At 70.8% G+C, this 13,001-nt stretch carries 10 protein-coding genes; 7 read left to right on the forward strand and 3 right to left on the reverse strand.

All coding sequences use genetic code 11. The annotated features are described in order from the left end of the window. The first annotated feature begins 236 nt into the window (after positions 1 to 236). From ileS to J2X60_RS12835, 5 genes are read left to right on the forward strand one after another with little or no spacing between them, the layout of a single operon-like run. On the forward strand, positions 237 to 3,488 hold the full coding sequence (ileS, locus tag J2X60_RS12815; protein ID WP_309887988.1) for an isoleucine--tRNA ligase: 3,252 nt from the start codon (positions 237 to 239) through the stop codon (positions 3,486 to 3,488). Further along, positions 3,485 to 4,930 carry a folylpolyglutamate synthase/dihydrofolate synthase family protein gene (locus J2X60_RS12820; RefSeq protein ID WP_083403306.1) on the forward strand — a complete coding sequence of 482 codons (1,446 nt, stop codon included), beginning with the start codon at positions 3,485 to 3,487 and terminating at the stop codon, positions 4,928 to 4,930. Before ileS ends, J2X60_RS12820 begins: the two co-directional genes overlap by 4 nt. Then, entirely contained in the window at positions 4,927 to 5,343 is a 417-nt protein-coding gene (locus J2X60_RS12825) for a DUF4233 domain-containing protein (RefSeq protein ID WP_070416559.1), read from the forward strand. Before J2X60_RS12820 ends, J2X60_RS12825 begins: the two co-directional genes overlap by 4 nt. A 36-nt stretch (positions 5,344 to 5,379) precedes the next feature. Continuing rightward, complete coding sequence (ndk, locus tag J2X60_RS12830) at positions 5,380 to 5,799, forward strand: nucleoside-diphosphate kinase (RefSeq protein WP_070416558.1); 420 nt, start codon at positions 5,380 to 5,382, stop codon at positions 5,797 to 5,799. A 17-nt stretch (positions 5,800 to 5,816) separates the two neighbouring features. Then, entirely contained in the window at positions 5,817 to 6,665 is an 849-nt protein-coding gene (locus tag J2X60_RS12835; RefSeq protein ID WP_309887992.1) for a thioredoxin domain-containing protein, read from the forward strand. A 69-nt stretch (positions 6,666 to 6,734) separates the two neighbouring features. Here the strand turns inward: J2X60_RS12835 and J2X60_RS12840 are convergent, their stop codons facing one another. Together J2X60_RS12840 and J2X60_RS12845 are read right to left on the reverse strand one after the other, a co-directional pair. Beyond that, positions 6,735 to 7,586 carry a thioredoxin domain-containing protein gene (locus J2X60_RS12840; protein ID WP_175473612.1) on the reverse strand — a complete coding sequence of 284 codons (852 nt, stop codon included), beginning with the start codon at positions 7,584 to 7,586 and terminating at the stop codon, positions 6,735 to 6,737. Between the two features lie 110 nt (positions 7,587 to 7,696). After that, the gene (locus tag J2X60_RS12845) at positions 7,697 to 8,299 is read right to left on the reverse strand and encodes a vitamin K epoxide reductase family protein (RefSeq protein WP_229085097.1); all 603 of its coding nucleotides are present in this window, start codon (positions 8,297 to 8,299) and stop codon (positions 7,697 to 7,699) included. A 267-nt stretch (positions 8,300 to 8,566) separates the two neighbouring features. Here J2X60_RS12845 and J2X60_RS12850 point away from each other — a divergent pair, with 267 nt between their 5' ends. Next, complete coding sequence (locus J2X60_RS12850; protein WP_309887994.1) at positions 8,567 to 11,389, forward strand: Rne/Rng family ribonuclease; 2,823 nt, start codon at positions 8,567 to 8,569, stop codon at positions 11,387 to 11,389. Positions 11,390 to 11,391: 2 nt separating this feature from the next. After that, the gene (locus tag J2X60_RS12855; RefSeq protein WP_309887996.1) at positions 11,392 to 12,309 is read left to right on the forward strand and encodes a hypothetical protein; all 918 of its coding nucleotides are present in this window, start codon (positions 11,392 to 11,394) and stop codon (positions 12,307 to 12,309) included. Between the two features lie 398 nt (positions 12,310 to 12,707). Here J2X60_RS12855 and J2X60_RS12860 read toward each other — a convergent pair whose 3' ends face one another. After that, the gene (locus J2X60_RS12860) at positions 12,708 to 12,971 is read right to left on the reverse strand and encodes a DUF4031 domain-containing protein (RefSeq protein ID WP_229085138.1); all 264 of its coding nucleotides are present in this window, start codon (positions 12,969 to 12,971) and stop codon (positions 12,708 to 12,710) included. Positions 12,972 to 13,001: the final 30 nt, after the last annotated feature.

The following is a 13,001-nucleotide window of genomic DNA, read 5'->3' on the forward strand; positions in this document are numbered from 1 at the left end:
TCTCGTCCGCTAAACTCGTGCACACAGGCGTCGATCCGGCCATCACCGGGGAGCCTCCGGAAGAACCCGGCCGTCAGCACCATCGACCGCCGGCAGTAGAACCGGGCGGACCGGGCCGCGCACGCCCCGGCAACGAGCGGTCGCCCCGGGTCACCCGGAGCGGCAAGCGAGGTGGTACCGCGGAGCCTGCTCCGTCCTCGTGGTCCTGAGAACCGGCAACCCACAGGAGCCCCGCGGTGCGCTACCCACTTGATTCCGACGCAGACGGCGTCGTCCCGTCGCCGTCCTTCCCCGCCGTCGAGCAGGGGATCCTCGCCTTCTGGAAGGGCGACGGCACGTTCCAGGCGTCGATCGACCAGCGCGAGGGCTGCGACGAGTGGACGTTCTACGACGGCCCGCCGTTCGCCAACGGCCTGCCGCACTACGGCCACCTCCTGACCGGGTACGCGAAGGACGTCTTCCCGCGCTACCAGACCATGCGCGGCAAGCAGGTGCACCGCCGCTTCGGCTGGGACACGCACGGCCTGCCCGCCGAGCTCGAGGCGATGCGCCAGCTCGGCATCACCGAGAAGCACGAGATCGACGAGATGGGCGTCGACGTCTTCAACGCCGCCGCCAAGAAGTCCGTCCTGCAGTACACCGACGAGTGGCAGCAGTACGTCACCCGCCAGGCGCGCTGGGTCGACTTCGAGAACGACTACAAGACCCTCGACGTGACGTTCATGGAGAGCGTGCTGTGGGCGTGGAAGCAGCTCTGGGACAAGGGGCTCGCGTACGAGGGCTTCCGGGTCCTGCCGTACTGCTGGAACGACCAGACGCCGCTGTCGAACCACGAGCTGCGCATGGACGACGACGTCTACAAGATGCGCCAGGACCAGTCCGTCACGGTGTCGTTCCCGCTGCGGGGCTCGCGCGCCGCGGAGCTCGGGCTCGACGGCGTGCGTGCGCTCGCCTGGACGACGACCCCCTGGACCCTGCCCACGAACGCCGCGCTGGCCGTCGGGCCTGCGGTTTCGTACGTGGTGCTGCCGGCCGGCCCAGGAGGCGCGGCTGACGGTGGCGCCGCCGGCTCCGCCCGGTACATGCTGGCGTCGGACACCGTGGCCGCCTACGCGAAGGACCTCGGCTACGAGACTGCCGAGGACGCCGCTGCCGCGGTCGTCCGCACCCTGACGGGTGCGGAGCTCGACGGCGTCGAGTACGAGCGCCTCTTCGACTTCCTCGCGGAGACCGAGGGCATGGAGAACGCCTGGAAGATCCTCGTCGCCGACTACGTCGAGACGGGCGAGGGCACCGGCATCGTGCACCAGGCCCCGGCCTACGGTGCCGACGACCAGGTGGTCTGCGCCGCTGCGGGCATCCCCGTGGTGCTGTCGCTCGACGAGGGCGGTGTCTTCACGTCGCAGTTCGGCGAGGTCGCCGGGATGCTCTGGTCGGACGCGAACAAGCCCCTCACGAAGGCCGTCCGCGACGCCGGGCGACTGCTCCGCCAGGCGTCCTACGAGCACAGCTACCCGCACTGCTGGCGCTGCCGGAAGCCCCTCATCTACAAGGCCGTGTCGAGCTGGTTCGTCCGCGTGACCGAGTTCCGCGACCGCATGGGCGAGCTCAACCAGGAAATCAACTGGGTGCCGGACAACGTCAAGGACGGTCAGTTCGGCAAGTGGGTCGGCAACGCCATCGACTGGTCGGTGTCCCGCAACCGGTACTTCGGCACGCCGATCCCGGTGTGGCAGTCCGACGACCCCGAGCACCCGCGCACCGACGTGTACGGCTCGCTCGAGGAGATCGAGCGTGACTTCGGTCGACTGCCGGTGAACGCCGACGGCGAGGTCGACCTGCACCGCCCGTTCATCGACGACCTGACGCGCCCCAACCCGGACGACCCCACCGGGAAGTCGACGATGCGCCGGATCACCGACGTGTTCGACGTCTGGTTCGACTCCGGGTCGATGCCGTACGCCCAGGTGCACTACCCGTTCGAGAACCGCGAGTGGTTCGAGTCGCACAACCCGGCCGACTTCATCGTCGAGTACATCGGGCAGACCCGCGGCTGGTTCTACGTCATGCACGTGCTGTCCACCGCGCTGTTCGACCGGCCGGCCTACAAGAACGTCATCAGCCACGGCATCGTGCTCGGCTCCGACGGCCAGAAGATGTCGAAGTCGCTCCGGAACTACCCGGACGTCTCCGAGGTGTTCGACCGCGACGGTGCCGACGCGATGCGCTGGTTCCTGATGTCGTCGTCGGTCATCCGCGGCGGGAACCTCGTCGTCACGGAAGAGGGCATCCGCCAGGGCGTCCGCGAGTTCCTGCTCCCGCTCTGGTCGACGTACTACTTCTTCACCCTCTACGCGAACGCGTCGGGGGAGTCCGGGTACCAGGCGTCGCGGAGCACGGCGAGCACCGACGTGCTCGACCGCTACCTGCTCGCGAAGACCCGGGTGCTCGTGTCGGACGTGCAGCAGCACCTCGATGCGCTCGACACCCCGCTCGCCGCCCAGGCCGTCCGCGACTTCGCCGACGTGCTGACGAACTGGTACGTGCGCCGGTCGCGCGACAAGTTCTGGCTCGGCGCCGAGTCCTCGCCCGAGGCCCGTGCCGCATTCGACACGCTGTACACCGTGCTCGAGACGCTCACCCGCGTCGCCGCACCCCTTGCCCCGCTCGTGACCGACGCGGTCTGGCGGGGACTGACCGGCGGCCGCAGCGTCCACCTCGAGGACTTCCCCGACGCCGAGGAGTTCCCGGCCGACCAGGCGCTCGTCGACGCCATGGACCGCGTGCGGGACGTCGCCTCGAAGGGGCTCGCGCTCCGCAAGGCCACCGGCAAGCGCGTCCGCCTGCCCCTCGCCACCCTGACGCTCGTGGTGCCCGACCCGGCGGCCGTCGAACCCTTCGTGGACATCCTCCGCGACGAGCTCAACGTCAAGCAGGTCGTGCTCGAGCAGCAGGAGGAGTCGTCGCTCGGTCGGTACGGCATCGAGCGGAAGCTCACCGTGAACGCCCGTGCCGCCGGACCCCGCATCGGCAAGCAGGTCCAGCAGGTCATCCCAGCCGCCAAGAAGGGCGACTGGACCGCGACCGAGTCCGGCGTGACCGTCGGCGGCGTCGACCTCGTCGAGGGCGAGTACACGCTCGACCTCACCGTCGCCGACGACTCCGTGGCGGTGGCGTTCCTCGACGGCGGCGGCTTCGCGGTGCTCGACACCGTGACGACGCCCGAGCTCGAGGCCGAGGGACTCGCCCGCGACGTCGTCCGCGCCGTCCAGCAGGCCCGCCGTGACGCCGACCTCGACGTCAGCGACCGCATCGTCCTCACCCTCGGCGCGGACGAGGTCGCCGACGCGGCGGTCCGCACCCACCAGCAGCTCATCGCGGGGGAGACCCTGTCGACGAGCGTCGAGATCGTGCCCCTCGGGGCAGACGCCACCACCACCGACGTCGGTGACGGTGCGAAGGTGACCGTGGAGGTGTCACGCGCATGAGCGAGTACCCCGAAGAACCGTCCGAGGACGGCATCGAGATCCCCGTCGGCCCCGCCGGTGCGACGGACCCCGCCGACGCCGTGCCCTACGGCGCGGACGACGACGAGGTCAAGCGCGTCGAGGCGGCCCTGTACGCCCGGATCGGCGAGCAGTCGCCCGAACACCGGCTGTCCGCGACCCGGCGCGCCGTCGAGCTCCTCGGCGACCCGCACCTGTCGTACCCCGTGATCCACCTGACCGGCACGAACGGCAAGACCTCGACCGCGCGCATGGCCGAGAGCATCGTCCGGGCACACGGCCTCCGGACCGGCCTCATGACGAGCCCGCACCTGGTGTCGATCCGGGAGCGCATCGTCATCGACGGCACCCCGATCGCCGCCGACCGCTTCGTGGAGAACTGGGACGACATCGCCCCGATCCTCGAGATGACCGACCAGGAGCTCACCGACAAGGGCGAGCTCCCGCTGACCTTCTTCGAGGCGCTGACCGTCCTCGCCCTGGCGTGCTTCGCCGAGGCTCCGGTCGACGTCGCCGTGATCGAGGTCGGCATGGGCGGCGAGTGGGACTCCACCAACGTCGTGCAGAGCCAGGTGCAGGTGTTCACGCCGATCGCGATCGACCACGCCAAGCAGCTCGGCAGTACCGTCGCCGAGATCGCCCGCACGAAGTCCGGGATCATCAAGCCGTCGTCGTCGATCGTCTCGAGCGCGCAGACGCCCGAGGCGCTCGCCGAGCTGCAGCGCGCGGCCGAGCTCACCGAGTCGACCCTCGCGGTCGAGGGGGACGGCTTCCGGCTCGTCGACGTGACGCCGGCCGTCGGCGGCCAGCTCATCACCGTGCAGGGCATCGCCGGACGCTACGACGACCTGTTCCTGCCGCTCTTCGGCCGGCACCAGGCGCACAACGCCGCCGTCGCGATCGCCGCCGTCGAGGCCTTCCTCGGCCGCGGTTCGCAGGCCCTCGACGAGGACGTCCTGTCCGAGGGACTCGCCGGTGCGACCAGCCCCGGCCGACTCCAGCCGATCGCCACGGGTCCGACCGTGGTGGTCGACGCGGCGCACAACCCGCACGGCGCACGCGCGCTCGCCGAAGCGCTCCCCGTGGCGTTCCCGTCCGAGCACGTGGTCGGCGTCGTCGGCATCCTCGGCGACAAGGACGCCCGCGGCTTCGTCCGCGCGCTCAAGGACACCGTCGCGACCTTCGTCGTGACCCAGCCGCCGGGGGAGCGTGCCCTCGACGCGGACGAGTTCGCCCGGGTCGTCGTCGACGAGGTCGGCGAGGACCGGGTCGTCGTCGAGCCGTCGCTCGAGGCCGCCCTCCAGGAAGCCCGTGACCTCGCGGACGACGCCGAGGCGGACGACGCCATGGTGCTCGTCGCGGGCTCGATCGTGATGGTGGGCCGGGTCATGGACCTGGTCCACGCCGAAGGCGGGACGAAGTGACGGACGCGGGCCGCGCCTCCAGGACCCCACGCGCACCGCGCACCCGTCGGCCGCGACGCGATCGCGGTGCACGGGAGAGCCTGCTGTCGATCACCCTCGTGCTCGAGGCGATCATGTTCTTCTTCCCGATGCTCGTCGTGTTCGGCAAGGGGACGCTCCCGCCGGCGGTCGCGTTCGGCGGTGGCATCGGCTCGATGATCGTGCTGGCGCTGGCCTCTCGCCTGACCGGCAACCGCGCCGGTGTAGGGTTCGGGTGGCTGCTGCAGGCGGCCATCCTCGCCACCGGGTTCATCGAACCGTTCATGTTCGCCGTGGCCGTGGTGTTCCTGGCGCTGTGGGTCTTCTGCTTCGTCAAGGGCGGTCAGCTCGACCGTCAGAACGCCGCGAGACGCGCGGCCCTCGGCGAGGACTGACCACCCCGTTCGACCACGAAACACCAGGAGTTCCGCGTGTCCGATCTCGAAGAGACCCTCGTCCTCGTCAAGCCCGACGGCGTCGCCCGCCAGCTCACCGGTGAGATCCTCCGCCGGATCGAGGCCAAGGGCTACGAGATCGTCGACCTGAAGATGGTGACGGCGCCCCGTGACCTGCTCGACGCCCACTACGAGGAGCACCAGGGCAAGCCGTTCTTCGAGCCCCTCGTCGAGTTCATGCAGTCCGGCCCGGTCGTCGCCGTGCGCGTCGCCGGCAACGGCGTCATCGCCGGCTTCCGGTCGCTCGCCGGCACCACCGACCCGACCTCGGCCGCGCCGGGGACGATCCGCGGTGACCTCGGCCGCGACTGGGGCCTCAAGGTGCAGCAGAACCTGGTGCACGGCTCCGACAGCCCCGAGTCGTCGGCGCGCGAGCTCGCGCTCTGGTTCGCCTGAGTCCGGGGGACCGACGCGTGACGAACAACGACCGTCCCACGAAGAACGAGCGTCGCCAGCACGCCCGTGACGTCGCCCGGCAGCGCGCCGAGGCCGAGAAGCGCCGCAAGCGCCGCAACCGCTGGTTCCTGCAGGGCGGCATCGGCCTCGGGATCATCGCCGTCGCCGCGATCGTCGCGATCGTGGTGGTGAACGTGAACAACCAGCCCGCCGTGTCCGCGGCCGGGCCGAAGAACATGGCGACCGGTGCGATCCAGTTCACCGGCAGCGACGGCACGGTCACCCCCGTGACCTCCGGCGCGGTGTCGGCGAAGGCCACCCCGTCCCCGGTGCCCACCGCGGCCGCCGACGGGAAGGTCCAGGTCACCGAGTACGTCGACTGGGCGTGCCCGGTCTGCAAGCAGTTCGAGGCCGCCTACGCCGACCAGATCCTCGACAAGGTGAAGTCCGGCGACGCGACCCTCGCGATCCAGCCCGTGTCGATCCTCGACCGCAGCTACCAGAACTCGCGGTACGCCAGCCGTGCCGCGAACGCCGCGATGTGCGTCGCGAACTACGCGCCGGACAAGTTCCTCGACGTCCAGACGCAGTTCTTCGACAACCAGCCGGAGGAGGGCACGAAGGGCCTGACGAACGCCGAGATCGCGAAGCTCGTCAAGGCCGGCGGCGCGACCGGGTCGAACGTCTCCGAGTGCCTGTCGAGCGAGCGCTTCCGCGGGTGGGTGACGAAGTCCACCAACGCCGTGCTGGCCGATCCGGCACTGCAGGGCACGCAGGGCTTCGGCACGCCGACCGTCCTCGTGAACGGCAAGAAGATCGCCACGCTGACCGACGTCATCACCGAGATCGACGCCGCGTCGAAGTAGCACGCCGGACGACGACGGCCCCCGCTTCCGATCGGAAGCGGGGGCCGTCGTCGTCCGGAGCGGCCGGGACTACGCCTTCCCGCCGTTCTGCTCCACGAACGCGGCGAAGGCGTCCGTGTCGGTGAGCGACCCGTTGTACTGCTTGCCGTTGACGATCACGGTGGGGGTGCCGGTGACCTTGTCGAGCGACGAGTTCGGGATCGGGTCGTTCAGCACCCGGTTCGTCGCGTCGGCAACCCACCCGGCGAACTCCTGGTCCGTGATGCAGGACGCCACGTTCTCGTTCGTCGCCCCGGCGGCCTTCGCCAGCGATGCGAGCTTGTCGTTCGTGAGGCCGCGCGTGCTCTCGGACGGCTGGTTCTCGTAGAGCGACGTGTTGTACGCCAGGAACGCGTCCGGGTCGTAGTTCGCGACGCAGGCTGCGGCGGCGGCCGAACGGGTCGAGTACTTCGAGCCGAGGGACACGCGGTCGAGCAGGTTGAACGGGTGCAGCTCGAGCGTCGCCGAACCGTCCTTCACCCACTGCTGGATCTGGGACATCTGGCTCGTCTCGAACTGGTTGCAGTACGGGCACATGTAGTCCGAGTACACGGTGATGTTCGCGACCGAGTCGTCCTGCTTCGTCGGGGTCGGCTTCCCGCCCTCCGGCGTGGCCTTCGTGGTGACGGGGACGATCTGCCCGTTCGACCCCGTCAGGAGCACACCGTCGCTCGCCATGTTCTTCGGCCCGGGGCCGGCAGGTTGCACGGAGTTCGCGACCACCACGACGACGATCGCGGCGACCGCGAGCGCGCCGACGATGATGCCGCTGATCCCCAGGGTCTTGTTGCGGCGTCGACGCGCCTGCTCCTTCGCGCGGGCGAGGCGTGCGCGCTCCCGCGCTGCCTCCCGCCGGGCCTTCTTGCTCTCGTTCTCGCTCATCGCCATCGAGCGTAGGTCGTGCTGGTGGGCCGATCGGCCGATCTGGCTGGGAAGGACCCAGGAATTCGGTGACGCGTCATCGGCAACGCTCAGCGGGCGCTCAGAAGCGCTCAGAAGGAGGAGAGGACCCGCGGGAACACGATGAGGATCGACACGGCGATGAACAGGTAGTTCGCCAGCGGGAACGCCCAGCAGAAGGGCAGCAGGGTCCGGCCGAGCCGCTGTGCGCCGGCGCCGAAGCGACCCTGCGCGGCGTTCCAGATCGTGAACACCCAGAACATCGGGATCGTCATCGACCAGACGAGCATGCACCACGGGCAGAGCGCGCCGATGAACCAGACGGTCTGGGTGAAGAGCCACGTGACGAAGACCCACGCCAGGAACACGCCCGCGTTGAACGCGATCCAGAACCAGCGCGAACCGTTCCGGAACCCGGCCAGGAGCATGACCGCGACGGCGATCGGGGCGACGAAGCCCATGACGCCGAGCAGCGGGTTCGGGAACCCGAGCAGGTGCCCCTGCCAGCTGGCCATCACGTCGGAGCAGTTGATGAACGGGTTGACGTCGCAGGACAGCACTGCCTGGGGGTGCGCGTACTTCTCGAACTCGTCGATGACCAGTCGGAAGGCGCCGTACAGACCGACGGCACCGGTGATCAGGAGGAAGACGCCCATGGCGATCGGACGGCGGACGGCAGGTGCTGGCGTGCTCACGGCGTCATCATCGCATGCTCGATCCGGTCCTTTCCCGGTGCGGCATGCGATAATCCCTGGAGGTCGTGCGGCCATCCGCACGACGACGAAAGCTTTCCGGGCCCAGCCCGGACGATCAGGTGCGGTGAGAGCGCACCGTGACCGGGACGCGCGCGACGCGACGGTCACAAGACAGCGAACGCGGGGGCGTGGTCGCCACCCGCTACAACTACAGAATTCCCGCCGTCCGGACAGGATGCGAGCGGGGTCAAGGAGTGCACCAGGTCCATGGTGGAGCAGAACAACGACAACACGAACAACGAAGAAGTCGCACCGAAGCGTCGAGGCCGCCTGTTCGGCGGTCGGCGCGCCCGGTCGGCAGGCCAGGAGGCACGGGGTGACGCCGCGCAGACCGGCCCCGTCGAGCAGGTGACCGGGTCTCCGGCGGACGGCACGACCGACGCCGGCGCGGAGACGCTCGCGGTGACGGACGCAGCGCCCGAAGCCGGGGGAGCGCCGGAGGCGCCCACCGTGTCGGTCGCCGTCGAGGCGACCGCCGGCGGCGACGAGCCGCACGACGTGAGCACCCTCACGGGCGACCTGCCGGTCATCACGGCCGGTGACGACACCGAGACCGCAGCCGCACCGGCCGCGACGGTCGAGGCGGACGCGAGCAGCGCCTCCAGTCCGGCGGAGCCCGTCGACGAGCCGTTCGTCCCCAAGGCGACGAGCACGCTCAGCCTGATCTTCCACGCCCCGGTCCTGCCGGACCTGCCCGAGCGCGCGCCCCGTCACGACGAGGACGACGACGACGAGCAGGGCGGCGGACGCCGTCGGTCGCGTCGCCGCGGCACGAGCGCCGACCGCGAAGGCCGTGAGCCCCGCGAGCCGCGCGAGCCGCGGGACCACCAGGAGCCCCGCCGTCGCGAGGTCGAGTACATCACCGAGCCGCAGAAGGTGAAGGGCTCGACGCGGCTCGAAGCGAAGAAGCAGCGCCGCCGCGACGGGCGCGATGCCGGCCGTCGACGCCAGGTCGTCACCGAGGACGAGTTCCTCGCCCGCCGCGAGAGCGTCGACCGGCAGATGATCGTCCGGTCGAGCGCCTCGAAGATCGAGATCGGCGTGCTCGAGGACGGTGTCCTCGCCGAGCACTACGTGACGAAGTCGCACAACGTGTCGCTCATCGGCAACGTGTACCTCGGCAAGGTGCAGAACGTCCTGCCCTCGATGGAGGCGGCGTTCGTCGACATCGGTCGCGGTCGCAACGCCGTGCTGTACGCGGGCGAGGTCGACTGGAACTCGGTCGACACCGGCAACCACGGGCGTCGGATCGAAGCCGCGCTCAAGCCGGGCGACAAGGTGCTCGTGCAGGTCACGAAGGACCCGGTCGGACACAAGGGCGCCCGTCTGACGAGCCAGGTCTCGCTGCCGGGTCGTTACCTCGTGTACGTGCCGAACGGCTCGATGAACGGCATCTCGCGCAAACTGCCGGACACCGAGCGGGCGCGCCTCAAGAAGATCCTCAAGGAGGTCCTCCCGGAGCACGCGGGCGTCATCGTCCGCACCGCCGCCGAGGGCGCGACCGAGGAGCAGCTCACCCGCGACGTGCAGCGGCTCACCAGCCAGTGGGAGGCGATCCAGAAGAAGGTCGCGAACGGCCAGGCGCCGGTCATGCTCCACTCCGAGCCGGACCTGCTCGTGAAGATCGTCCGCGACGTCTTCAACGAGGACTTCACCAAGCTCATCATCGACGGCTCCGCGGCGCGCGAGACGATCGACGAGTACCTCACCGCGGTCGCGCCGGACCTCAAGGACCGCGTCGAGATCTACGACGGCCCGGACTCCTTCGAGGAGTACCGCCTCAACGAGCAGATCGAGAAGGCGCTCGACCGCAAGGTCTGGCTGCCCTCGGGTGGTTCGCTCGTGATCGACCGCACCGAGGCCATGACGGTCGTCGACGTCAACACGGGGAAGTTCGTCGGGTCCGGCGGCAACCTCGAGGAGACCGTCACGAAGAACAACCTCGAAGCGGCCGAGGAGATCGTCCGCCAGCTCCGCCTGCGGGACATCGGCGGCATCATCGTCGTCGACTTCATCGACATGGTGCTCGAGTCGAACCGCGACCTCGTGCTGCGTCGACTCGTCGAGTGCCTCAGCCGTGACCGGACGAAGCACCAGGTCGCCGAGGTCACCTCGCTCGGCCTCGTGCAGATGACCCGCAAGAAGATCGGCGTGGGGCTCCGCGAGTCCCTCGACGAGGTCAACGCCAAGGTCAACGACAACAACGCCGACCCGGGGCCGTCGAAGAGCCGTCGCAAGAGCCGCGGTGGGGCCGGCAACGGCGGGAACGGTTCGAACGGTGGGAGCGGGTCGAACGGCGGGTCCGGCAACGGTTCGTCGTCGAACGGCTCGTCGCACGCGCACCAGATCACGGACGACGTGAAGAGCGCGCTGTCCCGGATCGCCGCATCGACCATCCCACACGAGGAGCACGACGGGGCTGCGACCCCGGCTTCGGCGTCCTCTGCAGTGTCGGCGGGTTCGGCGGCATCGGCGGCATCGGCTCCGGAGGCACCCGCCGCGGAGTCCGGTCCGGACACCGGCGCGTCGCAGTCCGAGCACGGCGAGCAGTCGTCGGGCTCGAAGCGTCGACGTCGTCGTGGCGGCCGCGGTGCCGGTGCGCCCGAGACGACGGCGGACACCGCGTCCGGCTCGTCCTCGACGCCCGATGCACCGCCCGCGCCCGAGCAGGGCACGTCGGCTGACGCCGCTCCGGCTGCGGCGGCTCCGGTCGCTGCTGCCCCCGCCGTCGAGGACGCGCCGGCCAAGGCGCCGACCCGCCGTCGGGTGAGCTCGAGCGCCCCGGTGACCCCGGCCGAGACCTCGGTCGCGATCCTCGACATCCCGATCGCCGCCACGAAGCGCGAGCCGCGCCAGGTCAGCGGGGACGCCGAGTCCCTGCTCGACTCCGTGCTGCAGGCGCTCCCGGAGCCCAAGCAGCCGGGGCAGGGCCGTTCGCGGTCCCGTCGCGTCTCGTCCCCGAGCATCAGCGCACCGGCGACGGCCGAGGGTGACGACACCGACGACGGCGCCGTGATCCTGGGGAACTGACGATGTCGAACCCCGGCGATCCGCAGCGGTCGCAGCACGATCGTGGGTACTACGGCGCGGGCTGGTCCCAGCCCGCGCCGCCCGCCGGTGCCCCGCAGCAGCCGGGCGGAGCGTACGGGGGACCGCAGCAGTACGGCGGTCCGCAGCAGTCCGGCGTTCCGTACGGTGCGCCGCAGGGCGGCCCGTACCGCGGGCCGCAGTACGGCGGGTCCGCGCCGGCTCCGCGCCCACCGCGGACGCCGGCGGATCCGCGTCGGGCCTTCGCTCCGGGAGCGTCGGTCAGGAACACGGCCGGCGCACTCATCGCCGTCGTGTCGATCGTCCTCGTCGAGTTCGTCTCGGGGCTCGTCGGCCTGCTCGGCGCCTCGTTCGTGGTGCACCCGTTCGCGAGCTACGGCGCGGGCGGCAGCCTGGTCGGCGGGTTCGTGTCCGGGGTGTTCGCCACGCCGTTCCCGTTCTACGCCGGGGCCTTCCTCGCGCTGGCGTTCCTCACGCCCGTCGACCGACGGAGCCCGCTGCCGACGGTGCTCCTCCGCGCCGTGCTCGCCGGGGCCGCTGGGACGATCGCCCTGGCGCTCGTCGGGGTCTTCACGGGCACGTTCAGCGCCGTCCGCTCCGGAGGCGCCCAGCTCCTCATCGACGTCGTCACCCGCCCGCTGCAGTCCGGTGTGCCGTTCACGCTGATGCTCATCGCGACGTCGACCGCGGCGTGGCTCTGGCTCGGGCGGCCCCGCGGCGGACGTCGTGCGCCCGGAGCACCCGGCACGCCCGGGACGGTCCGACCGGCCGACGCGGTGCCGCCGGCGACCGTGCAGCCGTCGTCGCAGCAGGGTCAGGCGGGGGCGCAGGGGGCCCAGGTGCCGCCGTACGCGCCGCCGCAGCCCCCGTCGAACCCGTGGGGTGGTCCGGCGCCGCGCTGAGCCGCTGAGCGGCCGCGTGCGGGTTCGTGGCCATGTGCCGTGCTGTGTGCCGGGCGCCGACGTGATGCGACATGGTCGAGGTCGTCCGACGTCGACCTTGTCGCAGGTTGCATGCGCCGTCCGTTGCGCCCGCGGCGGTGCGACGTCCCCGACGTCGTCCGACCTCGGCGATGTCGTTCGGGCTCGCCACGCGCGCTGGCGCCGCACCGCCGCGCCACGCCACGCCCGGGAGTCGGCCGCGCGCCGAGGGAGGTGCCCGGCGGGGCGGGGGTGCGCCGCGCCTCCTGGCCCGCCGCGCGCCACCGCGCCGCGCCGCGTGCCAGGTGCCGGGATGGGTGCGAGGGAACGACCGTCGCACCCAGCACGGGATCTCGCACCGTGCGCGCGCGGCCGCGCGCTCAGAACGTGTGCTTGTCCCGCTGGGCGACCCGCAGCCCGCTGCCGATCAGGCGCAGCACCAGCTCGCGCCCGGTGACCGCCGTAGCCCCGGCAGCGACGAGTTCCTCGTAGCGCGACAGCGGCACGTCGTAGTGGTCGTGGTCGAACGCACGACGTGGGATACCGACGCGTCCAGCGAACTCGTGCAGCTCGTCGTATGATGTGTCACTGACGAGGTGCGACCACAGAGTGTCGTGTGCGGGCCACGTCGGCGGGTCGATCATCACGGTCACACGGCAATCGTACGTGTGTCG

This window comes from Curtobacterium sp. 320 (assembly GCF_031455235.1).
Lineage (GTDB): Bacteria > Actinomycetota > Actinomycetes > Actinomycetales > Microbacteriaceae > Curtobacterium.